Annotated in this window: 24 protein-coding genes, 1 tRNA gene and 1 pseudogene; 8 read left to right on the plus strand and 18 right to left on the minus strand. The window is 71.3% G+C overall.

Annotated elements, in window-relative coordinates; all coding sequences use genetic code 11:
• Positions 1-48: 48 nt before the first annotated feature.
• From FHX45_RS04400 to FHX45_RS04425, 6 genes are all read right to left on the minus strand, one after another.
• On the minus strand, positions 49-762 hold the full coding sequence (locus tag FHX45_RS04400) for an ABC transporter ATP-binding protein (RefSeq protein ID WP_167096876.1): 714 nt from the start codon (positions 760-762) through the stop codon (positions 49-51).
• The gene (locus tag FHX45_RS04405) at positions 749-1,666 is read right to left on the minus strand and encodes an ABC transporter ATP-binding protein (protein ID WP_167096878.1); all 918 of its coding nucleotides are present in this window, start codon (positions 1,664-1,666) and stop codon (positions 749-751) included. Before FHX45_RS04405 ends, FHX45_RS04400 begins: the two co-directional genes overlap by 14 nt.
• Positions 1,663-2,778 (minus strand): branched-chain amino acid ABC transporter permease, encoded by a 1,116-nt coding sequence (locus FHX45_RS04410; protein ID WP_167096880.1) that lies wholly within the window; start codon positions 2,776-2,778, stop codon positions 1,663-1,665. Before FHX45_RS04410 ends, FHX45_RS04405 begins: the two co-directional genes overlap by 4 nt.
• Positions 2,775-3,770, minus strand: a complete 996-nt coding sequence (locus tag FHX45_RS04415; RefSeq protein WP_167096882.1) for a branched-chain amino acid ABC transporter permease — start codon at positions 3,768-3,770, stop codon at positions 2,775-2,777. Before FHX45_RS04415 ends, FHX45_RS04410 begins: the two co-directional genes overlap by 4 nt.
• An 88-nt stretch (positions 3,771-3,858) precedes the next feature.
• Positions 3,859-5,031: an ABC transporter substrate-binding protein gene (locus tag FHX45_RS04420; RefSeq protein ID WP_167108401.1), complete on the minus strand. Its 1,173-nt coding sequence runs from the start codon at positions 5,029-5,031 to the stop codon at positions 3,859-3,861.
• A gap of 314 nt (positions 5,032-5,345) precedes the next feature.
• Complete coding sequence (locus tag FHX45_RS04425) at positions 5,346-5,963, minus strand: response regulator (RefSeq protein WP_167096884.1); 618 nt, start codon at positions 5,961-5,963, stop codon at positions 5,346-5,348.
• Between the two features lie 228 nt (positions 5,964-6,191).
• On the opposite strand from FHX45_RS04425, the gene FHX45_RS04430 reads away from it, so the two are divergent.
• Positions 6,192-6,265: transfer RNA gene (locus FHX45_RS04430), tRNA-Leu, on the plus strand.
• 164 nt (positions 6,266-6,429) lie between these two features.
• Here the strand turns inward: FHX45_RS04430 and FHX45_RS28550 are convergent.
• A pseudogene (locus FHX45_RS28550) lies at positions 6,430-6,639 on the minus strand (ATP-binding cassette domain-containing protein); the annotation flags it as partial.
• Positions 6,640-6,757: 118 nt separating this feature from the next.
• On the opposite strand from FHX45_RS28550, the gene FHX45_RS04440 reads away from it, so the two are divergent.
• From FHX45_RS04440 to FHX45_RS04450, 3 genes are all read left to right on the plus strand, one after another.
• Positions 6,758-7,327: a TetR/AcrR family transcriptional regulator gene (locus FHX45_RS04440; RefSeq protein WP_243868920.1), complete on the plus strand. Its 570-nt coding sequence runs from the start codon at positions 6,758-6,760 to the stop codon at positions 7,325-7,327.
• Positions 7,328-7,329: 2 nt separating this feature from the next.
• Positions 7,330-8,490, plus strand: a complete 1,161-nt coding sequence (locus FHX45_RS04445) for an FAD-dependent oxidoreductase (protein WP_167096889.1) — start codon at positions 7,330-7,332, stop codon at positions 8,488-8,490.
• A gap of 494 nt (positions 8,491-8,984) precedes the next feature.
• Complete coding sequence (locus FHX45_RS04450) at positions 8,985-11,144, plus strand: MMPL family transporter (protein WP_167096891.1); 2,160 nt, start codon at positions 8,985-8,987, stop codon at positions 11,142-11,144.
• Between the two features lie 78 nt (positions 11,145-11,222).
• On the opposite strand, the gene FHX45_RS04455 is transcribed toward FHX45_RS04450, so the two are convergent.
• Positions 11,223-11,726, minus strand: coding sequence for a hypothetical protein (locus tag FHX45_RS04455; RefSeq protein WP_208405804.1), 504 nt, complete (start codon positions 11,724-11,726; stop codon positions 11,223-11,225).
• Between the two features lie 336 nt (positions 11,727-12,062).
• Here FHX45_RS04455 and FHX45_RS04460 point away from each other — a divergent pair, with 336 nt between their 5' ends.
• The 3 genes from FHX45_RS04460 (at position 12,063) to FHX45_RS04470 (ending at position 15,266) form a co-directional block, all read left to right on the plus strand.
• Complete coding sequence (locus FHX45_RS04460; RefSeq protein WP_167096895.1) at positions 12,063-13,685, plus strand: bifunctional 3-(3-hydroxy-phenyl)propionate/3-hydroxycinnamic acid hydroxylase; 1,623 nt, start codon at positions 12,063-12,065, stop codon at positions 13,683-13,685.
• 40 nt (positions 13,686-13,725) lie between these two features.
• Positions 13,726-14,352: a TetR/AcrR family transcriptional regulator gene (locus FHX45_RS04465; RefSeq protein WP_341771350.1), complete on the plus strand. Its 627-nt coding sequence runs from the start codon at positions 13,726-13,728 to the stop codon at positions 14,350-14,352.
• 137 nt (positions 14,353-14,489) lie between these two features.
• Complete coding sequence (locus FHX45_RS04470) at positions 14,490-15,266, plus strand: SDR family oxidoreductase (RefSeq protein WP_167096899.1); 777 nt, start codon at positions 14,490-14,492, stop codon at positions 15,264-15,266.
• Between the two features lie 74 nt (positions 15,267-15,340).
• Here FHX45_RS04470 and FHX45_RS04475 read toward each other — a convergent pair whose 3' ends face one another.
• The 10 genes from FHX45_RS04475 to FHX45_RS28695 all read right to left on the minus strand — a co-directional run bounded on the left by FHX45_RS04475 (position 15,341) and on the right by FHX45_RS28695 (position 24,996).
• Positions 15,341-16,660: an NtaA/DmoA family FMN-dependent monooxygenase gene (locus FHX45_RS04475; protein WP_167096901.1), complete on the minus strand. Its 1,320-nt coding sequence runs from the start codon at positions 16,658-16,660 to the stop codon at positions 15,341-15,343.
• Positions 16,657-17,985, minus strand: a complete 1,329-nt coding sequence (locus FHX45_RS04480; protein ID WP_167096903.1) for an LLM class flavin-dependent oxidoreductase — start codon at positions 17,983-17,985, stop codon at positions 16,657-16,659. The genes FHX45_RS04475 and FHX45_RS04480 overlap by 4 nt, the downstream gene beginning before the upstream one ends.
• A gap of 262 nt (positions 17,986-18,247) precedes the next feature.
• Positions 18,248-19,552 (minus strand): aminotransferase class I/II-fold pyridoxal phosphate-dependent enzyme, encoded by a 1,305-nt coding sequence (locus FHX45_RS04485; protein WP_167096905.1) that lies wholly within the window; start codon positions 19,550-19,552, stop codon positions 18,248-18,250.
• Entirely contained in the window at positions 19,549-20,562 is a 1,014-nt protein-coding gene (locus tag FHX45_RS04490; protein WP_167096907.1) for an isopenicillin N synthase family dioxygenase, read from the minus strand. The genes FHX45_RS04485 and FHX45_RS04490 overlap by 4 nt, the downstream gene beginning before the upstream one ends.
• A gap of 67 nt (positions 20,563-20,629) precedes the next feature.
• Positions 20,630-21,436 carry an ABC transporter permease gene (locus FHX45_RS04495; protein WP_167096909.1) on the minus strand — a complete coding sequence of 269 codons (807 nt, stop codon included), beginning with the start codon at positions 21,434-21,436 and terminating at the stop codon, positions 20,630-20,632.
• A complete protein-coding gene (locus FHX45_RS04500) occupies positions 21,436-22,566 on the minus strand; it encodes an ABC transporter substrate-binding protein (RefSeq protein ID WP_167096911.1) in 1,131 nt (376 codons plus the stop codon). Before FHX45_RS04500 ends, FHX45_RS04495 begins: the two co-directional genes overlap by 1 nt.
• Positions 22,566-23,306: an ABC transporter ATP-binding protein gene (locus FHX45_RS04505; protein ID WP_167096913.1), complete on the minus strand. Its 741-nt coding sequence runs from the start codon at positions 23,304-23,306 to the stop codon at positions 22,566-22,568. Before FHX45_RS04505 ends, FHX45_RS04500 begins: the two co-directional genes overlap by 1 nt.
• Positions 23,282-24,319 carry an acyl-CoA dehydrogenase family protein gene (locus tag FHX45_RS04510; protein WP_167096915.1) on the minus strand — a complete coding sequence of 346 codons (1,038 nt, stop codon included), beginning with the start codon at positions 24,317-24,319 and terminating at the stop codon, positions 23,282-23,284. The genes FHX45_RS04505 and FHX45_RS04510 overlap by 25 nt, the downstream gene beginning before the upstream one ends.
• Positions 24,316-24,861 carry a DUF4242 domain-containing protein gene (locus tag FHX45_RS04515; RefSeq protein ID WP_167096917.1) on the minus strand — a complete coding sequence of 182 codons (546 nt, stop codon included), beginning with the start codon at positions 24,859-24,861 and terminating at the stop codon, positions 24,316-24,318. Before FHX45_RS04515 ends, FHX45_RS04510 begins: the two co-directional genes overlap by 4 nt.
• A 63-nt stretch (positions 24,862-24,924) precedes the next feature.
• The gene (locus tag FHX45_RS28695) at positions 24,925-24,996 is read right to left on the minus strand and encodes a putative leader peptide (RefSeq protein ID WP_390622654.1); all 72 of its coding nucleotides are present in this window, start codon (positions 24,994-24,996) and stop codon (positions 24,925-24,927) included.
• A 50-nt stretch (positions 24,997-25,046) separates the two neighbouring features.
• On the opposite strand from FHX45_RS28695, the gene FHX45_RS04520 reads away from it, so the two are divergent.
• Positions 25,047-25,655 (plus strand): TetR/AcrR family transcriptional regulator, encoded by a 609-nt coding sequence (locus FHX45_RS04520; protein WP_341771351.1) that lies wholly within the window; start codon positions 25,047-25,049, stop codon positions 25,653-25,655.
• Positions 25,656-25,893 lie beyond the last annotated feature (238 nt).

Below are 25,893 nucleotides of genomic sequence, written 5' to 3' on the forward strand. Positions count from 1 at the left end.
ACGGGCCCCGGCGCCGCGGCGCCGGGGCCCGTTCGCGGGTCCACCCGATCAGGCGACGCCCAGGTACGCCTCCTTGATCGCGGTGTCGGCCAGCAGCTCCGGGCCGGTGCCGGTCTTGGTGATCCGCCCGGTCTCCAGCACGTACGCGCGGTGGGCGCGGGAGAGCGCCTGCTGCGCGTTCTGCTCCACCAGCAGTACCGTGGTGCCCTGCTTGTTGATCTCGGTGACGATCCGGAAGATCTGCTGGATGAACTGCGGGGCCAGCCCCATCGACGGCTCGTCGAGCAGCAGCAGCCGCGGTTTGGCCATCAACGCCCGGCCCATCGCCAGCATCTGCTGCTCACCGCCGGAGAGCGTGCCGCCGGCCTGGTTGCGCCGCTCCGCAAGCCGCGGGAACAGGTCGAACACGCGGTCCAGGTCGGGTTGCAGGCTCTTGCGGTCCTTGCGGGCGTAGGCGCCCATGTCCAGGTTCTCCGCGACCGTCATGCCCGGGAACACGCCGCGTCCCTCGGGCACCTGCGAGATGCCGCGGACCACCCGCAGGTCGGCCCGCAGCTTGGTGATGTCCTCGTCGGCGAAGGAGATGCGGCCCGCCGACAACGGCCGGATCCCGGAGATGGCGCGCATGGTGGTGCTCTTGCCGGCGCCGTTGGCGCCGATCAGGGCGACGATCTCGCCCTCCGCGACGGTCAGCGACAGCTCCGCGACCGCCTGGATCCGTCCGTAGTGGACGGACACGCCGTCCAGCTCAAGCAACGTCATCGTCGGGCACTCCCAGGTAGGCGGCGATCACGGCGGGGTTCTCCCTGATCTCGGCCGGCAGTCCTTCGGCGATCTTCTTGCCGAACTCCAGAACGACGATCCGGTCGGTCACGCCCATCACGAGCCTCATGTCGTGCTCGATCAGCAGCACGGTGAAGCCGTCGTCGCGGATCTTGCGGATCAGCTCCATGAGCTCTTCCTTCTCCGCCGGGTTGAACCCGGCGGCCGGCTCGTCGAGGCACAGCAGCTTCGGTTCGGTGGCCATCGCCCGCGCGATCTCCAGGCGGCGCTGGTAGCCGTAGGGCAGGTTCTTCGCCTTGTCCGCGGCGCGGTCGGCGATGCCGACGAACTCCAGCAGTGCCATCGCCCGCTCCACCGCGGTCTGTTCCTCCCGGTGGTGGCGCGGCAACCGCAGCAGCGCACCGAGCACGCTCGTGTGGTGCCGGGCGTCGGTGCCCACCACCACGTTCTCCAGCGCGGTCATCTCGCCGAACAGGCGGATGTTCTGGAAGGTGCGGGCGATGCCGCGGCGGGTGATGTCGTGCCGGGACGCCTTGCCCAGCGGTTTGTCCTCCAGCAGCACCTGCCCCGACGTGGGCCGGTAGACCCCGGTCATCGCGTTGAAGCAGGTCGTCTTGCCGGCGCCGTTGGGCCCGATCAGGCCGAGGATCTCGCCGCGGCGGATGCCGAACGAGACCGAGTCCAGCGCGGTCAGGCCGCCGAACTTGAGCGTGACGTCCCGCAGCTCCATCAGGGTCTCCCCGACGCCGACCCGGATGTCCCGGTCGATGGCGACGGTGTCGGCGACCTCGGCCTCGTGCTCGGCGAGCTCCTCCGGGCTCATCCGGGCGACCTCGGCGACGAGCCCGCCGTCGAGCGGGGCGTCATCCGTGGGGTGGCTCATCGGCGACCTCCCTGCGTGTCGGCGGACAATGCGCTGTCCCCGCTGATCTGCTCGCCGCGGCCCAGCAGGCGGTGGTACGCCTGGCGGCCCCGGGCCAGCAGCCGCTGCCGCGCACCCAGCAGGCCCTGCGGCCGGAAGATCATCAGGACGATCAGCGCGATGCCGAAGATCAGGTAGTTGTAGTCGGCGAGCTGGACGAAGCGCAGCGGCAGGTAGGCCACCACGATCGCGCCGAGCAGGACGCCCACCTTGTTGCCGGCACCGCCGAGCACCACCGCGGCCAGGAACAGCATCGAGGTGATCACGTCGAAGGACTGGTTGTTGACGAACCCGAGCTTGCCGGCGTAGAGCGCACCGGACAGGCCACCGATCGCGGCGCCGATGACGAACGCCCAGATCTTGAACTTGAACACCGGGACGCCCATGATCTCGGCGACGTCCTCGTCCTCCCGGATGGACACCCAGGCGCGGCCCACGCGGCTGCGTTCCAGGTTCCCGACCAGCAGCAGGATCGCGATGATGATCGTGATGGTCAGCCAGTACCACTGGGTGGCGTTGGCGAAGAACGGCACGCCCGCGGAGTTGGTGCCGACGCCCTGGAAGCCGGACTGCCCGCGCAGCGGGCCGACGTTGTCCGCGACCAGCCGGATGATCTCGCCGAACCCGAGCGTGACGATCGCCAGGTAGTCGCCGCGCAGCCGCAGCGTCGGCGTGCCGAGCACGATGCCGAAGATCATCGTGATGACCATCGCCAGCGGCAGCGTCCACAGGTAGGGCAGGTGGTGCAGGCTGGAGTTCGGGCTGGTGAACAGCGCCGCCACGTACGCACCGACGGCGAAGAAGCCGACGTAGCCCAGGTCGAGCAGACCCGCCTGACCGACCACGACGTTGAGGCCGATGGCGACGAGCGCGTAGCGGGCGACGTCGAACATCGCGTTGGGGAAGTCGGTGCCGGTGGTCGCGATCAACGGCGGGTTGAGCACCGGCAGGAAGTAGATCAGCACCACCAGCGGGATGAGGATCGCCCACTGCGCCGGCCGGGACAGGTTGTTCCACTGGTCGCGGATCGAGCGCCGCCCCGCCCGGGGCGCGCTCACGGTCTGCGTCGTCATACCCGTGCCTTCCCGAGGGACTCGCCGAGGATGCCGGTCGGCCGGAACATCAGCACGACGATCAGCACCACGAACGCCACGATGTCCTTCCATTCGCCACCGAACAGCGACTGCCCGTAGTTCTCGACCAGGCCGAGGACGAACCCGCCGAGCAGCGCGCCGCGCAGGTTGCCGATGCCGCCCAGCACCGCGGCGGTGAACGCCTTGATACCGAGCAGGAAGCCACCGTTGTAGATCGCACCCTGCGGGATCCGCATCATGTAGAACAGCGCCGCGGCACCGGCCAGCAGGCCACCGACGAGGAACGTGATCACGATGACCCGTTCCTTGTTCACGCCCATCAGCGTCGCGGTGTCCGGGTCCTGCGCCACCGCACGGATCCCGCGGCCGAGGCGGGTGCGGTTGACGAAGTAGTCGGCCACGAACCACAGCAGGATGGCGGCCACGAACAGGATCACGTGGATGTTGGTCACCGAGGCGCCGAAGACCCGAAACAACGTTTCGGGTTGCAGGAGCCGGATCTGCGGCTGCTGGTTCAGGCCGAACACCAGGCGCAGCCCCTGCTGGATGGCGAACGACGCGCCGATCGCGGTGATCAGGAAGACCAGGCGCGGGGCGTTGCGCTTGCGCAGCGGGCGGTAGGCCACGCGTTCCAGCAGCACGGCCGTGCCGCCGGAGGCCGCCATCGCCGCCAGGCACGCGATGGCGAGGAACAGGATGATCTCGGCGACCGAGAGCACCGGGGTCGTCCCGGAGCGGAATCCGAGGGCGTAGAACGTCAGCCAGGTCGCGAACGCGCCGACGACGAACACCTCGGAATGGGCGAAGTTGATGAGTTTCAGCACGCCGTAGACCAGCGTGTAGCCCAGCGCCACGAGCGCGTAGATACCGCCCAGCGCCAGACCGTCGACGGTGTTGTTCCAGAACTGTTGCGCCAGACCGTGGACATCGAAGCTGATCCAGCTACCGGTCTGCGCGAGGAAAGGGGTCATCGCGGGGTACAAGGACTCACTCTATTCCCGGGTACGGATCGGGCATGCGTGCGACGATCGGCCGCACGCATGCCCGATGGGTCAGTCGTCAGCTGATCTGGCCGTTGTTGACGATCTTTCCGTTCTCCACGCGGTAGCTCCAGACCGGCGTGTCGGACAGCTCGCCCTTGTCGTTCCACTTGAACTTCTTGGTCAGGCCCTGGCCGTCGTAGTTCTTGACGAAGTTGAGCAGGCCGGCGCGGTCCTTGACACCGCTGTCGATGCCCTTGAGCAGGATGGTGGCGACGTCGTAGCCCTCGGGCGAGTATGTGCCCGGGTCGGCGCCCTCGACCTGCTTGAACGCGGCGGTGAAGTCCTTGAAGTTGTCCTCCGGCACACACGGGCAGGTGAAGTAGGCCTTCGCCGCGCCGGCGCCCGCGCCCTTGAGGAACTCGGGGTCCTTCACACCGTCGGGCCCGACGAACTTGGCGGCGACGCCCTTGTCGTTGAGCTGCTGGGCGAACGGACCGGCCTCCGGGTAGTAGCCGGCGTAGAACACGGCGTCCGGGTTCTCGGTCGAGATCTTGTTGACCACGGCGGAGAAGTCGGTCTGACCGGTCTTCACCTTGTCGGTGCAGGACGCCTTGGACCCGAGCGACTGGATGACCTGGCTCGCCAGGCCGGTGCCGTACTCGGAGTCGTCCTGGACGACGCAGACCTTGTTGGCCTTGAGCGTGTCCGTGAGGAACTTCGCGGCCGCCGGGCCCTGGACCGAGTCGTTGCCCATGCCGCGGAAGAAGGTCTTCCAGCCGTTCTGCGCCAGGCCCGGGTTGGTCGCCGACGGCGTGATGGTCACCAGGCCGGCCTGGTTGAACAGGTTGCCCGCGGCCTTGGACTCACCGGAGAACGGCAGGCCGACCACGCCGAGGATGTCCGGCTCGTTGATGACCTGGGTGACCACACCGGGCGCCTTGTCCGGCTTGCCCTCGGTCTCGAACTGCTTCAGCGTCACCTGGCAGTTGGGGTTGGCCTCGTTGTGCTGCTTCACGGCCAGGTCCGCGCCGCGCAGGATGTTCTGGCCGAGTGCTGCGCTCGTGCCGTTGATGGTGCCCGCGTACGCGATCGAGACCCCCGAGCAGACCGCCTTGCCGTCACCACGCGGGTTGGCCGCGTTGGACGCCTGGGAAGGCGCCGCCGCCGAGCCGGTGGTGTTGCCCGACGAACTTCCCTGGTCACGCGCCGCGCATGCACCCAGCGTCAGCGTCGCTGCCGCCGCCAGCACGAGAACTCGCGTGAGTCGTGCTCCTGCCACTCGTTCCTCCAAAGTCCAGACGGCCGCGACACTGCGGCCGTCCCAGGTGGGGACCTATTGGGCGCTGAACGTAACCGCCGGATGCGGACGTGCACAGCGGGCTGCGCTGTCTTGTTTCCACATCGTGACGGGGGTCACTACAATTTAGTTACGAGATGCACCCGATTGCTGCAAGCACCAACCGGGTGTGCACACTACGTAACCAGCGCCCACAGAAGCAGCCTCTTCGGCTACTCAATGGAGTGGTGGTGGAACGAGTGTCCGCCCCACGCGACTGCGTGGGGTTACTTCTGACCGATGCTCTCCACGACCGCCTCCGCGACGGCCTTCATCGTGGTGCGCCGGTCCATGGCCGTGCGCTGGATCCACCGGAACGCGTCCGGCTCGGTCAGCCCCTGGTGGGTCATCAGCAGGCCCTTCGCCCGGTCGATGACCTTGCGGGTCTCGAGCCGGTCGGACAGGGTGGCGACCTCGGCCTCCAGCGCCTGCATCTCCGAGAACCGGCTCACCGCCAGTTCGATCGCGGGCACCAGGTCCCGCTTGTTGAACGGTTTCACCAGATACGCCATGGTGCCCGCGTCACGGGCCCGCTCCACCAGATCGCGCTGGCTGAACGCGGTCAGAATGACCACGGGCGCGATCCGGTCGGCGGTGATCTGCGACGCCGCCTCGATGCCGTCCAGTTTCGGCATCTTGACGTCCAGGATCACCAGGTCGGGCTTGAGCTCGGCAGCCAGCTTGATGGCCTCTTCGCCGTCGCCCGCCTCGCCGACCACCTGATATCCCTCTTCGCGCAACATCTCGACGAGGTCAAGCCGGATCAGTGCTTCGTCTTCGGCGACGAGCACCCGACGCTGCGGAGCGGTGGCGACACCGCTGGCCTCGGTAGCCTCTTCGGTCACCGGGGTCCTCCTGCGTGCTCGACGGAATGGGAATTGCGGTTCATCCGCAGGACGAGCCTACCCGGAACGATCCAGTGCGTGGATGGCGCGGACCACGTGGCGAGCATGGTGTTCACCACGTCGCGCGACGGCGTGTCGCGTTGCCCCGTCCCCGCGTGAGCGATCGTCACGCACGGCTACCCCCGGTACCCGCCAGGGCGGCCGGGGCGCGTAAAGTCTGCCTCCGCCGCCCCCGTAGCCCAACTGGCAGAGGCAACGGATTCAAAACCCGTCCAGTGTGAGTTCGAATCTCACCGGGGGCACTCCGCAGATGCACACAGCCCCTCGGGTTCGCAGCATCCGTTCCCCGCCTGCCGCGGCAGGGCGCCAGCTCCGGATTGTGACCACCTGGCCGGCGGGCACGGCCACCAAGTGCCGACGCCGCACGCCGCACGTCCGAGACCGGCACCGAACACCTCGCTGAATCCGACGAGGGACGGATCAGGCCGGGCAGCAGCCGGATCGTGGTCGACTTGCCCGCCCCGTTCCGACCCAGGAACCCCAACACCTCACCGGCACCACCGAGCACGTGAGGTCGTCGACCGCGACGACGCGACCGAAACGTTTGGTCAACTCCGACGGCACGAACAGCGAACTCGGCGGCGCGCGACGCGCCATCGGCAGAGACGGTGGTCACCTTCTCCAGCCGCTCTTGAAAACATATCTACGATCTGTTTTGATGTTCTCAGAAGCGAAGGGGGGTACCGGAGATGCCACCGGCGTTCTCATCGGAGGAGCGTGCGAGGATCACCCACTTGCTCCTGGACACCGGCCGGGACCTGTTCACCAGGCAAGGCTTGCGCAAGACCTCGCTGGAAGAGCTGGTCGCGCCGGCCGGGATCGTGAAGAGCAGTTTCTACCTGTTCTTCGACTCGAAGGAAGCGCTGTACCTGGAGCTGATGCTGCGGGAGGCGGGAGCGGTCAAGCGCCGGGTCATCGACGAGGCGCTGCTCACGGCCAGCGAAACGCGGGAAGCCCTGCGCCGCTTCCTGCGCGCGGCTCTCGGGGAGTTGGCGACCAACCCGCTGTGGCGGCGGTTGACCACCCACCCGGACGAGATGCAGGCGGTAGCGCGCAAACTCGCGCCGGACCGCGTGGCCGCCATGAGCGACAACCCGGCCACCGCGCTCACCGAATTCGTCGTGGCGAAACAACGCGACGGCGAACTGATCGAGATCGATCCCGCGGTGGTGGTCGGCGCGCTGCAGAGCGTGCTCCTCGTGCCGCTCTACGCCGAGCGACTCGGCGCCCCCTACCCTCAGATCCTCGACCTGCTGATCGACATCGTGACAGCCGGTCTCACCGAGCACAAAGGACGGAAATGACCATGACCAAGCGGGCCATCATCGTCGGCGGCGGCATCGCCGGACTGGCGACCGCGTTGCGGCTGCACCAGATCGGCTGGCAGCCCGTGGTGGTGGAACGAGCACCGGCGCGCAGCTCGGGCGGCTACGCGGTCACCTTCTCCGGCATCGGGTACGACTCCGCGGAACGGATGGGCGTGCTGCCAGCTCTCGCCGAACGGCACATCACCCCGGACAAGATGGTCTACGTCAAGCCCGACGGGCAGGCCCGGTTCGCGGTGCCCGGGCAGACCGTCCGCGCCATGCTCGGGCAGCGCGCGCTCAACATCCTGCGCGGCGACATCGAGGACGTGCTGTACGCCGCGATCCGCGACGCCGTCGAGATCCGGTTCGGCACCACCGTCACCGCGGTCACTCAGGACGCCCACGGTGTCGACGTGTCCCTGAGCGACGGAACGGTGGAGCGAGCGGACCTGCTGATCGGTGCCGACGGTCTGCACTCCACGACGCGAAGGCTGGTGTTCGGGCCGGAGGAGGACTTCCGCCTCGACCTCGACCACATGACCGGTGTCTTCATGCTGGACCGGCTGCCGTCCTGTGTGGAGGAAGGCACCACCTCGACCCTCACCGACACCGGCCGCACGCTCGCCGTCATCAGCCTCGGCCCCGGCCGGGCAGCCGCGTTCTTCGGCTACCGAACCACCAGCCCGATGGCCGAACTGGCGGAAGGCCCGGCCACCGTGCTGCCCCGCGTCTACAGGGACATGGGCTGGGCCGCACCCGAAGTCCTCGCCCAGCTGCCCCACGCCGAGTCGGTCTACTTCGACACCATCAGCCAGATGGTCGTCGGCAACTGGAGCCGGGGCCGCGTGGTCCTCCTCGGCGACGCCGCCTGGTGCGTCACCCTCTTCGCCGGCTTCGGCTCCTCCCTCGCCGTCGCCGGCGCGGATCGCCTCGGCACCGCGCTCGACCGCCACCCGGGCGACGTGCTCACGGCACTGCGCGACTGGGAAACCGACCTCCGCCCGGAAGCCGAGAAGAAGCAAGCACTCGGCCGCCGGGTGAAGGGTCTTTACGCACCGTCGGACCCGTTCCGGCTCTGGCTGCGCGACCTTCCGCTCCGGTTCGCCTCGTTCGGCCCAGTCTCCTCTCTCCTGCAACGCCGCCTGCAGCTCAAGGCCTGAGCCAACCCACGGACTCCTGCCTCGGGCGTTGTTCCTCGACAGGAGTCGATCCCTCCCGCGACGGACGCTGCCCGGTTCGCCGGTCACCGGAGCGAAAGCCTGCGGTGGAGGTTCGGGCACGTTGATGGCGCGACCGCCGCCGCGACGGCGTCCTGGAATTCGTCCGCGCCGTGATCGCGCACATCGGCCGTACGCGGTCGCCGCGCGCGGGCTGACCCGGGTCGGTGTCACCGCCCGGGTCAGCCGCCGACGAGGCCGCCGTCGCGTCGAGCGCCCCGAAGGAACAGCTGTGGGGCACCCCCGGAGCAGGTGACGGCAATCGCGGCGAAAGCGAACTGGTCCAGGACCGAATCCTCGTCGCGTCGCGGGAGCCCGCGAAGGTGCCGATGATCCCCGAACGACCGGCGGCTCTCCCTCTCCGCGGCACCGGGACCTTCGGCCCTACGGCGCCCCGGAACCGGGGGTGACACTGAGCGGGGGCCGGGAGGGCGCGCATGGCAGAACAGGTCAGCACCGCCGGGAGAACCCGCACCGGAGCGCTGGAACGCACCGGGCGTCGCTGCGCGACTCACCCGTGGCGGGTCGTCCTCGTGTGGCTCGCGGTGCTCGCCGCCGTGACGGTCGCCGACCAGCTGGCCGGCGGCGCCTTCAGCGACGACTTCACCCTGCCCGGTTCCGAATCCGGCGAGGGCAGCGCGGTACTGACCGAGCACGGCGTCACCGGCGGTTCGACCAGCGCACGCCTCGTTTTCACCACCGGCGGAGCGCTGAGCAGCCAGAGCGCGGTCGTCGAGCAGGCCGTGGCCGGGGTCCGCGCGGTGCCGCACGTCCGCTCGGTGTCCGATCCGCTCGCCACCGTCTCGCCCGACGGCCGCACGGCCTTCGCCAACATCCAGTTCGACGACAAGCCCGCGAACCTGGGCCCCGGTCTCGTCGACGGCATCGACGCCGCCACCGACCCGGCGAGAGCCGCCGGGGTCGCCGTCGACTACAGCGGCACCCTGGGCGAAGCGGCCGAGCCGGAGAAGGGCGACCTCAGGTCGGAGGCGGTCGGCATCCTCGTGGCGCTCGTCCTGCTGCTGGTCGCGTTCGGCAGCGTCCTGGCCGCCGGGCTGCCGGTGATCACCTCGATCGTCGGCGTCGTCACCGGACTGGGCCTGCTCGGGCTGCTGGCGAGCGCGATCACGTTCGCGACGGCCTCTCCCACGCTGGCGATCATGATCGGTCTCGGTGTCGGCATCGACTACGCGTTGTTCCTGACCACCCGGTTCCGCCAGCACCTCCTCGACGGCGCCGATCCGGTCGACGTGGCCGGCCGCACGGTCGCGACCAGCGGCCGGTCGGTGCTCATCGCCGCGACCACCGTGGTGATCGCACTGATGGGCCTGTTCACCGTGGGCGTCTCGTTCATCGGCAAACTCGGGCTCGCCGCGGCCATCACAGTGGTCGTGGCCGCGGCCGCGGCGACGACACTCGTCCCCGCCCTGCTGGGCCTGGCCGGACGGCGGATCGACCGCTGGCACGTGCGCCGCCCGGTCGCCGAGGAGTCCGCCGACGGGTCGGAGAGCACCTGGCACCGGTACGCCGTGCGGATCGACCGGCACCCGTGGCGGTACCTGTGCGGCGGCGTCCTGGTCGCGGCGGTACTGGCGATCCCGGCGTTCTCGATGGAACTCGGGCACATCGACCAGGGCGCGGACCCGGCGGGCAGCACCACCCGGCAGGCCTACGACGCGATCAGCACAGGGTTCGGGCCCGGCGTGAACGGACAGTTCACCGTGGTCGTCGTGCCCAGCGCCACCGCGCCGTCCGGGCTCACCGCCTCGGTGCAGCAGGCGCTCGCCGCCACCCCCGGCGTCGCCTCCGCCACCCCGCTGACCACGAGCCCGGACCGCGCGGTCCTGCTGTCCACGGTCACCCCGGCGACCGGACCGCAGGACGCCGCCACCGACGAGCTGCTGAAGACGATCCGGACCCGCACCCTGCCCCCGGTCCTGGACGGCTCGACCGCCTACGTCACCGGTCAGACGGCGGGCCAGCTCGACTTCCGCGACATCGTGGCGGCGAAGCTCCCGCTGATCATCGGCGTGGTCGTGGCCGCCGCGTTCGTGCTGCTGCTGCTGTCCTTCCGCAGCCCCGTCCTCGCGCTCAAGGCCGCGGTCCTGAACCTGTTGTCGATCGCCGCGTCCTACGGCGTCATCGTCGCGGTGTTCCAGTGGGGCTGGGGCGCGTCGCTGTTCGGGGTGGACGAGCCGGTGCCCATCGAGTCGTACGTGCCCATGATCATGTTCGCGATCGTGTTCGGGCTGTCGATGGACTACGAGGTGTTCCTCCTGTCGCGCGTCCACGAAGCCTGGCTGCGGACGCGGAACACGCACACCGGGGTCGCCGACGGGCTGGGCGTGACCGCGCGGGTGATCAGCTCGGCCGCCCTGATCATGATCTGCGTCTTCTTCGCGTTCCTCGCCGCGCCCAGCGTCGTCATCAAGATCCTCGCCCTCGGTCTCGGCGTGAGCGTGCTGATCGACGCCACCCTGATCCGGCTGCTCATCGTCCCGGCCGCGATGTTCCTGCTCGGCAAGGCGAGCTGGTGGCTGCCGGGCTGGCTCGACCGCGCACTGCCGCACCTCGAACCGGAACCCGAACACCGTTGACGGGATCGCGGGCCACCGCCACGGCCACGTCGGGCAGGATCTTGTGTGCAGTCGGACACTCCGCGACACTCACCCGAGTCAGGGCGATCGATGGTCCGGCATCACATTCTTACTCCCGGCTACTGGCAACAATTCGTACACCGAACGCCAGCTGTCCACTCTGTCCACGTCGCTCTGATTTGTCAGCCGCGGCTGCACCATGGCGGCCAGGGCGAGAAGATGCTTCAGCCGCATCAACCGGGCCATCGCGGCGCGATCCAACTTCCGCCACACCGGCCCCAGCCGCTTCGCCTCGGCGATACGTTCGTCGGTGATCTCCGCCGAGATCAGCCGGAACAGCCGGTCCGCGCCGAACGGCGACTCAGGCGCCAACACGATGCCGAAGCTGCCGAGCGTCGCAGACAATGCGACTCGCCTGACGAGCACCTCGAAGGGATCGGCGAGCCGGTGCGCTTCCGTGTAAGCGTGGATCCCGTCCACATTACGGAGGTACCAGTCCAACTCGACGTCCGCCAGGAATCGCCGATCAGCGGAAAGAGACCGGTTCAGCTCCGCCCTGAACTCCGTGAGCACCGTCTGCACCAGGCCCGACCAATGGTTCTCGCCCCTATCCGCACCCAGCCGACCACCCGATTCCCACCATTCAAGCGCGGACCGAATGCCACCGTGCCCGAGTCTGTCGATCTCCGAACACATCAACAGTGAATCCCCAGCTCTCCGAAAGCGTCTTTGCCGAGCTTTCCGGTCCGGACCGGCCCCCTGTTCGTCCCCACGCTCCGTGGGACGCGACCCATCCAGCGGCTGATCTCCTCGTCGCCCGGCTCCACCCGGCATTGACCCGGCTGTCACCGCACCCTACGGTAGCGACCGGTAACAACTGGAACGTTCACTACAGGTATTCCCCGGAGGCCCGTCGTCGTGACCGAGTACCAGCACTACGACGTGGCCGTGATCGGTTACGGGCCGACCGGGGTCACCGCGGCCAACCTGCTCGGGGCCGGCGAGATCTCGGTCGCCGTCATCGAGCGGGACGCGCAGGTGTACTCCCGGGCGCGCGCGATCTCCACCGACGAGGAGGTCGTCCGGATCTGGCAGCGCGCCGGGCTGGCGGACCGGCTCAAGCAGGACATGCTGGCGGAACGCCCGATCGACTTCGTCGACCGCGACGGCCGGGCCTTCATCAGCGCGGAACTCCCCCCGCGGGGACACGGCCACCCGCCGCAGATGTTCATCTACCAGCCGGCCCTGGAGCGGGTGCTGCGCGAAGGCGCGCGGCGGTACCCGAACGTGGAGCTGCGGCTGGCGCACGAATGCGTCCGGGTTTTCCCGCGGGAGGACCGGGTCGAGCTCATGCTCGTCGACCTGCGCACCGATGAGATCACGCGGATCACCGCGTCGTACGTCATCGCCGCGGACGGCGGGTCCAGCCCGACTCGCGGCCAGCTCGGCATCGGGTTCGACGGCCGCACCGCCGAGGACCGCTGGCTGGTCGTCGACACCAGGATGCTCAAGCCGTGGCCGGGCCACGACCGGCTGCGGTTCCACTGCGATCCCGGCCGCCCCGCCGTCGACTGCCCCACTCCCCTGGGCCATCACCGCTGGGAGTTCCCGGTGCTGCCGGGCGAGGACGAGACGGAACTCGTCACCGGGAACGCGGTGTGGCGGTTGCTGAACCGGCAGGGCCGCACCCGCGACGAGGTGGAGGTCCTGCGTTCGGTCGTCTACAACCACCACGTCCGCTTCGCCTCGCGGTGGCGGGCCGGCCGGATCTTCCTCGCCGGGGACGCCGCGCACGTGATGCCGCCGTGGATCGGTCAGGGTATGGCCGCCGGGGTGCGCGACGCGGGGAACTTGTGCTGGAAACTCATCGGCGTCCTGTCCGGCACCCTCCCCGAGTCCGTTCTGGACACCTACGAGACCGAGCGCCAGCCCCATGTGCGAGCCGTGACCCGGCGCGCGGTGCTCGCCGGGCGCATCATCACCGAACGCCGCCGCGCCGTCACCAGGATCCGCGACACTGTGTTCCGCGCGGTTGAGGCGTCCCCGATGCGGCGGCGGCTGCACGACCTCTTGTGGGTGCCGCCCTGGCGCCATCGGGACGGATTCCTCACCACGGCGCGGCACGGGGCAGTCGGCCGCACGGTCCCCCAGCCGACGGTGCTCGGCGGCACCGGAACGCAGACCCTCCTCGACGACGTCACCGCCGGACGCTGGGCACTGCTGCACCGAGGTTCCGCTCCCGGCGCCGCAGCGTGGCCCGGACTCGCCTCCTTCGAGGTGCTGCCCGCCGGCTCCACCCCGCGCGCGGGCGCCGTCGTGGACACCGGCGGTGAACTGACCACCTGGATGGCCCGCCATGACGCCGGCGTGCTCGTGCTGCGGCCCGACAGCGTCGTCTACGCGGCCGCCGCCCCCGGCAGGCCCCTGCCCGCTCCCCCAGGCGGCCTCCGGCCGGCCACCCCGGTACCGCCCGGAGTCGGCGACATCACGACCCGAGCGGGGCGGAGCGAGCGGGATGACATCGCGCGCCCCCAGCGGTGACGGCATCCCGGCGACGCACCGCGATCGATACGGTAGGACGGTGACCGGCAGGCGAGCCACCCGGCGGACCCGGGCCGACGGCGAGGAGTCCCGCCGCCGGATCCTCGACGCCGCCGTCGCGGTGGCCGGCGACCGCGGCTACGACGGCACCAGCATCGCCCTGGTCAGCGCCGAGTGCGGGCTGCCGGCCAGCTCGATCTACTGGCACTTCAAGGACAAGGACGAGCTGATCGCGGCCGTCATCGAACGCAGCTTCGCCACCTGGCTGTCCGCGATCGACTTCCCGGAACCGGGCGCCCCGCGGGAACGGGTGATCGAGCTGGCCCGCGCGGTGGCGAAGGCTCTCCTGGGAGCGCCGGAATTCCTCCGGCTGGGGCTCATGCTCGCCCTCGAACGGCGTCCCCGGGAACCCAGCGCCCGCATGGTGTTCCTCCGCTCCCGCGACACCGCTCACCGCCGTTTCGCCGAGCTCGTGCGCGAGGTCACCGGCGGAGCCGACGAGAACACCGTGCAACTGCTCACCACGTACGCGATCGCCGCCGCCGACGGTCTGTTCATCGCGCGCGAGATCGGTGGCGACAGCGTCGACCTGATCCAGCTGTTCGAACTGCACGCCACGGCCGTGTTCGGCCTCGCCCGGCAACTGGGTGTCCTGCCGGGCGGCTGACGGCCGGCGCGCGGTCGCGGTCCCCTGAGGACAGTGCGGCGACCGGATTGCACCGAGAGCAAAGTTTTGATTGCACCGGGAGTTTTCCCCCGCCTAGCCTGGACAGGCCACAGTGGAAGCAGCAGATCGGGAGTGTCATGTCCGCGCAGGGGAAAACGGTGTTCGTCACGGGCGCGAGCAGCGGCTTCGGTGCCGCGATCGCGCGGCGGTTCGCGGCCGGCGGGGCCCGGGTGATCGCCGCCGCCCGCCGGGCGGACAAGCTCGCCGGCCTCGCTGCCGACATCGGGTCCCGCGTCCTGCCCCTCGAGCTCGACGTGCGGGACCGGGCGGCGGTCGAGCACGCGGTGACGGGCCTGCCCGCGGAGTTCGGCGAGATCGACGTCCTGGTCAACAACGCCGGCCTGGCAAAGGGGCTCGAGCCCGCGGACCGGTCCGATGTGGACGACTGGGAGCAGATGCTGGACACCAACTGCAAGGGGCTCCTGTACTGCACGCGCGCCGTGCTGCCCGGCATGGTCGCGCGCAACCGCGGGCACGTGATCAACCTCGGGTCGGTCGCCGGCACCTACCCCTATCCCGGCGCCAACGTCTACGGTGCCACGAAAGCGTTCGTCCGCCAGCTCAGCCTCAACCTCCGCAGCGACCTGCACGGCACCGGCGTGCGGGTCACGTGCATCGAGCCGGGCATGGTCGGCGGCACCGAGTTCTCGTCCGTGCGGTTCGGCGGCGACCGGGCCAAGGCCGACGCGGTGTACGCCGGCTGGCAGCCGCTGCAGCCCGAGGACATCGCCGAGTCCGTGCACTGGGCGACGTCGCAGCCGTCCCACGTCAACATCAACACCATCGAGCTGATGCCCGCCGCCCAGAGCTTCGCCCCCTTCCAGGTTCACGGCGGCGACCCCGTCTGCCGGTAGGCGGCCGGCCCGCCCGCCGGCGGGCGCGGGGCACACGCCCGGCACACTGGCCGGACGCGTCCCCCGCGGACACCTCAGCCGTGCCGCGACACCGGGCGCGACAGTCCGAAGTGGTCCCGCAGCGTCGTGCCGTCGTACTCGTCGCGGAACAGCCCGCGGCGGCGGAGTTCGGGCACCACCAGGTCCACGAAGTCCTCCAGTGCCCCCGGCAGGTAGGGGAATACCAGGGTGAACCCGTCGGCGGCGGGCGCCCGGAACCACTCCTCGATGTGGTCGGCGATCGCCGCGGGCGTGCCGACGAGGGTCGTGGCGTCGTCGCTGACCTCCGCGGCGAGCTGCCGGATGGTCAGCCCGCGCTCACGCGCCCGCCGGTACACCTGCGCCCGCGTGCCCTTCGGCCGGCCCGGTTCGGGCAGCTCCGGCAGCGGCCCGTCGATCGGGTACCCGGACAGGTCGACCCCATCCAGTGTCCGGGCCAGGTGCGCGAGCGCCACCTCCGGCGGCATCAGCTGACCGAGCTGGTCCCGCTTCGCGCGGGCCTCGTCCTCGGTGGGCGCGGTGATCACCGACAACGCGGGCAGCACGACCAGCGACTCCGGCGCCCGGCCGAACCCGGCGGCGCGTTCCTTGAGCTCCGCGTAGAACTCCGTCGCCGCCGCCAGGTCCCGGTTGCCGGCCAGGACCACCTCGGCGAACCGCGCCGCCAGGCCCTTCTGTTCCGCCGAGTCGCCCGCCTGCGCGATCACCGGCCTGCCCTGCGGCGGGCGGGCGATGTTCAGCGGCCCGGCCACCGACAGGTGCTTGCCCCGGTAGTTCAGCGGGTGCAGCTTGGCCGGGTCGAAGTAGACACCGGTGGCCTGGTCGTGGTGGAACGCGTCGTCGTCGAAGCTGTCCCACAGGCCGGTGACGATGTCGAGGAACTCCCCGGCCCGCTCGTACCGGGTGCCGTCGCCGGCCTGGACGTCGAGGCCGAAGTTCAGCGCCTCACCCTCGGTGAGCGAAGTGACCACGTGCCACCCCGCGCGTCCGCCCGAGATGTGGTCGATCGAGGCGAACGCGCGCGCCAGGTGGTACGGCTCGTGACAGGTCGTGGACGCGGTCCCAATCAGTCCGATGTGGTCGGTCGCCGCGGCGAGCGCGCCCAGCAGCGTGATCGGTTCGAACACGTCGTTGACCGCCGAGACCCGCGAGAGCACGTCCTGGCTCTCCAGCGGCACCCCGGCCAGATCGCCGAGGAACACCGCGTCGAACTTCGCGCGCTCCGCGGTCCGCGCGAACGACAGCACGCTGGCGAAGTCCACGCCCGCGGCGGCGTTGGCCGCCGGGTGGCGCCAGGCTGCCGGGTTCGCGCCCGGTGGCACGAGGAACGCGTTCAGGTGCAGTTGCCGGGTCACGCCGCCACCTCCTGCGAAGCCGGCCGGGGCAGGCCGAGGTTTTCCCGGAACGTGGTGCCCTCGTAGGTCTCGTGCACCAGTCCGCGCTTCCGCAGCAGCGGAACCACCTGGTCGACGAAGTCCACCGCGGGACCGGGCAGGTACGGGAAGGACACGTTGAAGCCGTCGGCACCGCGCTCGGTGAACCACTGCTCCAGGTGGTCCGCGATCTGCTCCGGGGTGCCGGCGACGGTCGCCCCGCCGGAGATGCGCAACGCGAGCTGCCGGATGGTCAGGTTCTCCTGGCGGGCGAGCCCGAGCAGCAGGTCGCGGCGGGACTTGCTGCGGTTGCTGTCCGGGATGTCGGGGACGGGCCCGTCCAGCGGGTACTCGGTCAGGTCGAGGTCGCCGATGTTGTCCTGCACCAGCCGGCGCGCCACGTCGTCGTGCACGAGCTCGTCCAGCTCGGCGACCTTGCGGCGGGCCTCCTCCTCGGTCCCGCCGACCAGCGGGAACAGGATGGGCCAGATGAGCACGTGGTCCGGGTTGCGCCCGGCGGCGGCCACCTGCTTCTTGACGCCGGCGTAGAACGCCTGCGCCCCGGCCAGGTCGGCCTGCAGGGTGAACAGCACCTCGCCGTGGCGGGCCGCGAACGCCATGCCCGTCTGCGACGAGCCCGCCTGGAACAGCACCGGATGCCCCTGCGGCGGCCGGGAGATGTTCAGCGGGCCGCGGACGGTGAAGTGCTCGCCCTGGTGGTGCGGCGTGCGCAGGCCCGCGGGGTCGTAGTAGCTGCCGCTTGCCTTGTCCCGCAGCAGCGCCCCGTCGGCGAAGCTGTCCCACAACGCCCGCACGACCTCGACGAACTCGTCCGCGCGCCGGTACCGCAGCTCGTGCTCGAGGTGCTCGGACCGGCCGAAGTTCGCCGCCTCCAGCGGGATCACCGAGGTGACGATGTTCCATCCCGCCCGGCCGTGCGAGAGGTGGTCGAGCGAGGCGAACTTGCGCGCCACGTGGAACGGCTCGTTGTAGGTGGTGGTCGCGGTGGCCACGAGACCGATGTGCTCGGTGACCGTGGACAGGGCCGACAGCAGCGTCAGCGGTTCGAAGTGCTCAGCGCGCCCGGAGCGGCTCAGCGCGTCCATCTGGTGCCCCCAGAGGGCGGCCACGTCGGCGATGAACAACGCGTCGAACCGGCCGCGTTCGAGCAGGCGGGCCAGTTCGGCGTGGAAGGCGAAGTCCAGCTGCCCGGCCGCGTAGGCCTCCGGGTGGCGCCAGCCGGCGATGTGCCCGCCGGCGCCTTGGACGAACGCGCCCAGGGACAAGGTGCGAGGTGCGGTGGTCATGGTGCTCTCCAGGTGAGGGGCCATGTCGGGCGAGACGTCCCGCCGCGGTGCCTGGTCCAGGGCGCGGAGCTCCCGGCCTGCACGGCGACGATCACGTCCGCGCCGCGGCCGGACAGTACCAGGTCGGACACGCAGCGTTGCGGCGATCCGTCCGGGTGATCCCGATTGGGCGGTCCGCCGCCCGGAGGGGTCAGGAGACCGCGCCACGCGGCGTCCGGTTCGAGACCGACGTCGGCGAGCGTCTCGGCGACCGCGCCCGGAATCAGCGTCGCCCGTGGGCCGCGTCGAGGCCGCGCCGGAGGTCGGCGAGCAGATCGCCGAGACCTTCCAGGCCGACCGAGAGCCGCACCTGCCCGGCGGTGACACCACTCGCCCGCTGCTGGTCCGGGTCCAGCTGCGCGTGCGTGGTCGAGGCGGGGTGGATGACCAGGCTCCGCACGTCCCCGATGTTCGCCAGGTGGCTGAACAGGGTCAGGCCGTCGACGAACCGCGTGCCCGCATCCAGCCCCCCGGCCAGGTCGAAGGCGAGCACTCCGCCCACGCCGCCGGCCAGATAGCGCTTTCCCGCCTCGAACCAGGGGCTGGCGGGCAGCCCGGCGTAGTGCACCTCGGTCACCTCGGGCTGCACGGACAACCATTCCGCGACCGCCTGCGCGTTGCGGACGTGCCGTGCCATCCGCAGCGACAGGGTCTCGATCCCCTGGAGCAGCAGGAAACTGGTGAACGGTGACACCGCGGGCCCGAGATCACGCATCAGCTTGGTACGCAACCGCAGGCTGTAGGCGAGTTCGCCGAACTCCTCGGCGAACACCAGACCGTGGTAGCTCGGATCGGGCCGGGTGAACTGCGGCCAGCGCTCCGCATCCGCGAGGTGGTCGAACCGGCCGCTGTCCACCACGACACCGCCGATTCCGGTGCCGTGCCCGGACAGGAACTTCGTCGTGGAGTGCACCACGACGTCGGCGCCGTGCTCGAGCGGCCGGGACAGGTACGGCGTGGGCACGGTGTTGTCCACCACGAGCGGCACACCGGCCTCGTGCGCGACGGCCGCGACGGCCGCGACGTCCAGCACGTTGCCGCGCGGGTTCCCGACGGACTCGGCGTAGCACGCCTTGGTTGCCGGCCGCATCGCGGCGCGCCACTGAGCGAGGTCGTCCGGGTCGTCGACGAAGGTGACGGCGATCCCGAGGTCGGCGAAGGTGTGCGCGAACAGGTTGTAGGTGCCGCCGTACACGGTCGCCGCCGAGACGACGTGGTCACCGGCGCGGGCGAGGTTCAGCAGGGCCAGCGCGGACGCCGCCTGCCCGCTGGCCACCGCGACCGCGGCGACCCCGGACTCCAGGTCGGCCAGACGGGCCTCGGCGACCGCGGTGGTCGGGTTCGACAGGCGGGTGTAGGCGTGGGTTTCCAGGTCCTGCAGGGCGAACGCCCGGGCGGCGTGGTCGGCGCCGCGGAAGACGTAGGAGCTGGTCTGGTGGATCGGCGTGGCACGGGCGCCGGTGGCCGGGTCGGGACTCGCGCCCGCGTGGATCTGCCGGGTCTCGAACGACCAGGCGCGGCCGCTCACGCGCGCTCCGCGAGCACATCGGACCACCAGCGCTGCGCGACCTTCGGGTGCGACCGCAACCAGCCCACGAGCGCGTTTTCGCCGTAGGCGGCCAGCAGCGGGTTGTCCGCGTCCTGGCTGACCCCGCGCGCCTGGGCGGCCAGCTCGGCGGGCAGGGTCAGCGGCTCGACCACCGCGTCCAGGCACGGACCGAGGAAGAACGGCACCGACAACCGCTCCACGCCCGCGGGCGGGCTGACCACGCGGTGCCGCGTCGCGGTCAGGTAGCCCCCGGTCGCGATCTCCAGCATCTCGCCGATGTTGAACACGAAGCTGCCGGGCACCGGCACGGCGTCGATCCAGCTGCCGTCGGCGGCCTGGACCTGCAGCCCGCCGACCTCGTCCTGTTGCAGCAGCGCCAGGTAGCCGTAGTCCTTGTGCGAACCCACGCCCTGGTCGGCGTCCTCGCGGACCCGGCCCGGGTAGCGGATGATCTTCACGTGGGTGGCGGCCTCGGCGTCGAACCACTCGTCGAAGTAACCCTCGTCCTGCCCCAGCGACGCCGCCAGCGCCCGCAGCACCTCGCGGCTCACCCGCAGCGCCTCCGCCTGCCACGCCAGCGTCGTCTCCCGCAGCTCCGGCAGCGCGGCGGGCCACAGGTTCGGGCCGATCAGGCGCCGCCACGCCGGGTCACCGGGCGCCAGGTCGAGCGCGGCGCGCTCCGGGCCGATGTCGATCTGCTCCCGCCAGTCCGGTGCGCCGCCGGTGTACTCGTGTCCGGTGGCGGTGTACCCGCGGAACTGCGGCGAGTGGATGTTCTCGATCTCCAGCCGCTGCTCGACGGGCAACGCGAAGAACTTCCGCGCCACGTCGAAGATCCCGGTGGTCAGCTCCTCGGCAACCCCGTGCCCGACCACGTAGAAGAACCCGACCTCGTGCGCGGCGTGCCGCAGCTGCGCCAGGAAACCGGCACGATCGGCGGTGGGGTCGCGAAATCGCGAGAGGTCGATCAACGGCAATGGGGGTGTCATGACGCCCGAGCGTAGGGCGCGCGCAGCCCCGCCGGTGATGATCTCAGATTCCGGACGGCGGCGCGGATCAGCCCGCCATCGCCTCCCGCCGCGCCGCGGGGGCCGTGACCCCGGTGCGCCGGCGCGGGGTCAGTGCCCACCGGGCCAGCGTGTCGAGCACGTAGCCCAGGACGCCGATGACCAGGATGAGTGCCATCACCTGGTCGTAGGCGAGCTGGTCGCGGGCGTTGAGGATCTCGTAGCCCAGCCCGGAGGTGACGCCCAGCATCTCGGCGGGCACCAGCACCACCCAGCCGATGCCCAGCGCGAGCCGGAACCCGGTGAGCACGTGCGGGCGGATCGCGGGAACGACGACGCTGGTGAAGGCTTCCAGCCGGCCGGCACCCAGCGACCTGGCGACCAGCAGGAAACCGTGGTCCACCGCGCGCACCCCGGCGGCGGTGTTGAGCACCACCGGCCAGATCGCGGCGGCGGCGACGAGGAAGGCCACCGGCCGGTAGCCGATCCCGAACAGGCCGATCGCGACCGGCGCCCAGGACAGCGGCGAGATCATGCGCAGGAACTGGAACACCGGCCGGGTGGCCCGGTCCAGGACGTCCACCGAGCCGACCGCGACGCCGGTGACGGTGCCGAGCACACCCGCGACGAGCAGTCCGGCCAGCAGCCGGAACAGACTCGTCACGACGTCGTCGGCGAGCACACCGCGAGCGGCGAGCGTACCGATCGCGGGAACGGCGCGCTGCGGCGCGAACGCCGCCACCAGTGAACCGGGGCGGGCCAGCACGGTGGTCAGCGACCACCACACCAGCACCGCCGCCACGATTCCGGCAGCCGGTGGCAGGAGCCGGCGGATGCGGGAGGGGCGCGTGGTCATCAGGGTCGCACCTCTTCGGTCCGGGCCGGCGTGCCGGCGAGGGTCAGGGTCCGGCGGATGAACCGGTCGTCGACGAGGTCGGTGTGCACGGTCGCGGGGTCGAGGCGGTCGAGGAACGAGGTGTCCCCGTCGACGACCGTGCCGCGCATCTGCGTGACCAGCTCACGGGTGTAGCTCGCGTGCGGGTAGGGCGCGAACCCGATGCGCTGCCCGCGCCAGTCCGGGTTCCGCGGCGCACCGTAGCCGTCCGGGTAGGTCAGCGCCCGCGTGATCGCCGGCAGTGGCTGGGGCAGATAGTGCTTGCCGGACAACAACACCGCCGCGTCACCGCGGGCACCGTCGATCCACTGCTGGGCCCGGGCGAGCCCGTCGGTCAGCGCCTGCACCTTCTCCGGCGCCTGCCGGATCAGCGACTCCCGCACGACGACCACGCAGCAGGCGTGGTCGCGCCACACGTCGCCGACGAACCGCAGGATCCGGCCGGCCTTCTTGGCCTCGGCGGCGGCGTTGAACGGGTCGGCGACGATGTAGCCGCCGACCCGGCCGGTGTCCAGCGCGGGCACCATGTCCGCGGGGCTGAGCACCAGCAGCTGCACGGTGCCCGCGGCGGCGTCCGGATCCGCGCGGACCACCGGTGTCAGCCCCGCCGCACGCAGCATCCGCTGCACCAGGACATTGTGGATCGACCACCAGAACGGGATCGCGATGCGTCCACCGGCGAGCTCCCGCAGGTCGCGCATGCCGCGGGCGACGGTGAGCGCGGAACCGTTGGTGTGGTTCCAGGCGAGGACCTTGACGTCCGCGCCGAGCGCGTACCGCAGCTGCACCGCGAACGGCATCAGCAGGTGCACGGCGTCCACCTCGCCGGCGAGGAAGGCCTGCGCGAGCGATTCCCATGCCCGGAACAGCACGGGCCGCTCGGTGGCCAGCCCGGCACGCGCGAAGTGGCCCTGCTCGTGTGCCACGAGCAGCGGGGCCGAATCGGTGATCGGCAGATAGCCGATGCGCAGCCGGCCGACCGCGGCGGGACCGCCCGTCACGGCGGCCGCCAGGTCCGCGATCCCGGCGACGCCGCCCGCGGCGCCCAGGGCGAGACCGGCCCGCAGCGCGGCGCGGCGGCTGATCCCCATCACGCCACTCCCGTCGGCGCGGGCCCGAGCTGGGACCGGTACCCGGCGAGGAGCCGGGCGCGCAGCGGATGCCCGGCCAGGGCGTCGTGGTCGGCGGGTGGTTCGCTCGCCCACCGCTGCCCCAGCCCGCCCGTGCCGTCCAGGAGCACGATCGAGTCGGCGAGGTAGAGCGCCTCGTCGACGTCGTGGGTGACCACGACGAGGGTCAGCGCGAGTTCGCCGACGGTGTCGCGCAGCCAGCGTTGCAGGTCCTGGCGGGTGGCCGGGTCCAGGGCACCGAAGGGCTCGTCGAGCAGCAGCACGCGTGGCCGGATCGCCAGCGCCCTGGCCACCGCGGCCCGCTGCGCCTGCCCGCCGGAGAGCTGGTCCGGGTAGGCCCCGCCGAGCGCGGCGAGGCCGAACAGGCCGAGCAGATGCTCCGTCCATTCCGGATCGAACCGCGACCGGTTGCCGCGGTACCGGCCGCCCAGCGCCACGTTCTCCCGGACGGTCAGCCAGGGCAGCAGGAGGGGCTGCTGGAACACGGTGGCGATCGTGGTGTCCGGGTCCGCCTCGACCCGGCCGGCGTCGAGGGGTTCCAGTCCGGCCAGCACGCGCAGCAGCGTGGACTTCCCGGTGCCGCTCGGACCGAGCACGGCCAGGCGCTGCCCGGATGCGATGGTGAGGTCGAGTCCGTCGAGGACCGGGGCACCACCGTAGGTCTTGACCGCCGCGCTCAGGCGGAGTGCCGCAGTTCCCATCGCAGGTGTCCTTCCGTGGGTGCCTGGATCGGCAGGAATGCCGCTTCGCGCAACCGTCTGCTGGTGCCGCTGGTGGCGAGGTAACCGGCACCGCCGCGCACCGTCGACTCCAGGCGGGACGCGGCCACGGCGAGCCGGACGGCCGCCAGCCGCAGGCGGATGTAGGCGGTCACGGGTTCGGCGCGGGTGTCGCGGGCGAGGTCGCGCAGGCGTGCCCGGAGCGCTTCGGCGGACCGCCGGTGTTCCGCGACGTCGCCGGCGAGTTCGGCGTCGGCGCGGGCGAGCCCGCGTTCCGCCTCGTCCAGCGACCGCGCGGCCAGCCCGGCGCAGAACGCCGTTTGCAGCACCAGGAACGTCGGGCGGAAGGCCGCGACGAACCCGGCGAGATCGGTGCTGAGCACCGCGTCGCCCGGAACGTCCACATCGGACAGCAAGGCCGAGGACGACGCCGTGCCGTTGAGCGCCAGCAGCGGCCGGGCCGGTGCGACCGTCACCCCCGGGTCGCCGACGCGGACCACCACGACGGCGCGCCCCTCGCCGGTGCGGACGGGCAGGACCACCACGGCGCCGGGGAACAGGTTGGAGGCCCACGGGATCGGCCCGGACAGCCGCAGCCCGGTGGCGGTGGGCTCGGCCCGCACGGGCACCGGCTCGATCCCCGCGACGTCCCGCAGGGCGGTCGCCATCGCGGTCGACCCGGTCAGCTCGCCCGCCCGCAGGCGGACGGCCAGCTCGCCGGTCAGCGCCCCGGACCGCCCGCGGGCCAGGTACTCCAGCACCATCCGGTGCGCCCACAGGGCGAACGCCGAGCTCAGGCACTCCCCGGCCACCGCCTCGATCAGCTCGGCCGCGGCCACCAGGCCGGGTCCGCCGTCACTGCCCGCACCCAGCCCGAGCAGGTCGCGAGCACCGAGGAAGGCCAGCCCGGGGCGGACGTCCCCGTCCGGGGAGTCGACGTGCGCGGCGCGTTCGGCGAAGAACGCGCTCGTCTCCGTCAGGGTCCCGGTGCTCATGCCGGGTCGTCCAGGGCGTGCAGCCGGTCGACCGGGGTGTCCACGGCGGCGCGCGCCGCCCGTACCAGGTCCTCACCGGGTGCGTCGTAGAAGCACAGGCACTTCACCATGTCCTCGCGGACGTAGGTGCGCAGGAACTGGACCTCGGGCACGTCGGCGTAGCGGGGCGCGTTCGCCTTCTTGCGGGCCAGGTAGGAGTCCATGTCCAGGGTGGCCGGCAGGTCCCACTCCACGAGGTAACCGGCACGCGGGCGGGCGGCCTTGACCTCGGCGAGATCGGCGCCGACCAGCCGCACCTCCGCCGGAGCGCTGACCTCCCGCACCCCGGTGGTGTCGGTCTCGATCTCCGTGCGCAGCTGATCGGCGGCCTCGCGGGCACCGGCCTCCACGACCGCGAAGACCCGGCCGTGGTCGGCGGTCACCTGTGACTCGATCAGCTCGGCGCCGAGGGCCACGGCGGCCTTGCCGAGGCGCTCGAGCAGTTGCGCGGCGGCCTCGCGGCCCGCGTCCGCGGGGACGACTTCGAACAGGTACAGCGTCATGATGAGGCTCCTCGGGACAGAGGTGTCCCGCACGAGCGGGACGGGGAACAGACCGGTGCCGGTTCAGCGACAGCACGCGCTGGCGACGCGCCGGAGGTCGACGTGGCGGCGGCGCACCAGCGCGATCCCGGTCATGGGGACACCGTAATGGATAGAACGGTCAGTCTGCCAATATGCTGGTTCCCGTGTCCACTCCGCGAGATCGCGCACTACCCGCCGAGCGTCTGCTGAGCGCGGCGGCCACCCTGTTCGCCCGCGACGGGATCCGGGCGGTCGGCGTGGACCGGCTCCTCGCCGAGGCGAAGGTGGCGCGCGCCAGCCTGTACCAGACCTACGGTTCGAAGGACGCCCTGGTCGTGGCGTACCTGCGGCACCAGGACGAGCAGGACCGCTCCGGCTACGCGCGCGCCTGCGCGGGAGTGACCGATCCGGCCGAGCGCCTGCTGCTGGTCTTCGACCTGGCCGCGAAGTCCGCGCGGCGCCGCCGGTTCCGCGGCTGTCTCTACCTCAACGCCGCGACCGAGTTCCCGGACGCGCGGCACCCGGTGATCGGCGCGGTGCACGACCACCGCGAGTGGCTGCGCGAGCTGTGGCGCGTATGCCTGACCGAACTCGGGATCGCCGCCCCGGGCCCGCTGGTGGACCGGCTGGTCGTCCTCTACGACGGCGGGCTGGCCGGTTCGAAGGCGGCGCGCAGCACCGAACCAATCCTGCTGGCCCGCGAAATGGCCGCGGAGATGATCGCGGAGCACCTCCGCGACGGCGACCGGCCGGCGGTCCGGAGCGGGACCTAGCCCGGCCCTGGTCCGACGCCGTCCACTGTGGATTCCCGGTGGTCCGGCGGACGGCACCCGGGCGCCGAACGGCCGAGGTGCGCGGGACGTGCCACCGGCCGACGATGGCGGCGGCCCGGGTGAAGTGCGCCGCGCTGACGGCCACACCCCCGGCCGCCGCGCCGCGGCCCGCTCGTCGAATTCACCCGGGACGGAGACCGCCGGGGTTTCCCACCGCCGTCGGCGCGACCGCCGGACT

The sequence above is a fragment of the Amycolatopsis granulosa genome (assembly GCF_011758745.1).
Taxonomy (GTDB): domain Bacteria; phylum Actinomycetota; class Actinomycetes; order Mycobacteriales; family Pseudonocardiaceae; genus Amycolatopsis_E; species Amycolatopsis_E granulosa.

What these genes read in the sequence shown, in the direction of transcription:
- FHX45_RS04505 (WP_167096913.1), bottom strand. Translation starts at nt 23,306, where the DNA reads ATGGGAACTGCGGCACTCCGCCTGAGCGCGGCGGTCAAGACCTACGGT.
- FHX45_RS04490 (WP_167096907.1), bottom strand. Translation starts at nt 20,562, where the DNA reads ATGACACCCCCATTGCCGTTGATCGACCTCTCGCGATTTCGCGACCCC.
- FHX45_RS04415 (WP_167096882.1), bottom strand. Translation starts at nt 3,770, where the DNA reads ATGACCCCTTTCCTCGCGCAGACCGGTAGCTGGATCAGCTTCGATGTC.
- FHX45_RS04405 (WP_167096878.1), bottom strand. Translation starts at nt 1,666, where the DNA reads ATGAGCCACCCCACGGATGACGCCCCGCTCGACGGCGGGCTCGTCGCC.
- FHX45_RS04500 (WP_167096911.1), bottom strand. Translation starts at nt 22,566, where the DNA reads ATGGGGATCAGCCGCCGCGCCGCGCTGCGGGCCGGTCTCGCCCTGGGC.
- FHX45_RS04400 (WP_167096876.1), bottom strand. Translation starts at nt 762, where the DNA reads ATGACGTTGCTTGAGCTGGACGGCGTGTCCGTCCACTACGGACGGATC.
- FHX45_RS04445 (WP_167096889.1), top strand. Translation starts at nt 7,330, where the DNA reads ATGACCAAGCGGGCCATCATCGTCGGCGGCGGCATCGCCGGACTGGCG.
- FHX45_RS04450 (WP_167096891.1), top strand. Translation starts at nt 8,985, where the DNA reads ATGGCAGAACAGGTCAGCACCGCCGGGAGAACCCGCACCGGAGCGCTG.
- FHX45_RS04510 (WP_167096915.1), bottom strand. Translation starts at nt 24,319, where the DNA reads ATGAGCACCGGGACCCTGACGGAGACGAGCGCGTTCTTCGCCGAACGC.
- FHX45_RS04480 (WP_167096903.1), bottom strand. Translation starts at nt 17,985, where the DNA reads ATGACCACCGCACCTCGCACCTTGTCCCTGGGCGCGTTCGTCCAAGGC.
- FHX45_RS04495 (WP_167096909.1), bottom strand. Translation starts at nt 21,436, where the DNA reads ATGACCACGCGCCCCTCCCGCATCCGCCGGCTCCTGCCACCGGCTGCC.
- FHX45_RS04470 (WP_167096899.1), top strand. Translation starts at nt 14,490, where the DNA reads ATGTCCGCGCAGGGGAAAACGGTGTTCGTCACGGGCGCGAGCAGCGGC.
- FHX45_RS04410 (WP_167096880.1), bottom strand. Translation starts at nt 2,778, where the DNA reads ATGACGACGCAGACCGTGAGCGCGCCCCGGGCGGGGCGGCGCTCGATC.
- FHX45_RS04515 (WP_167096917.1), bottom strand. Translation starts at nt 24,861, where the DNA reads ATGACGCTGTACCTGTTCGAAGTCGTCCCCGCGGACGCGGGCCGCGAG.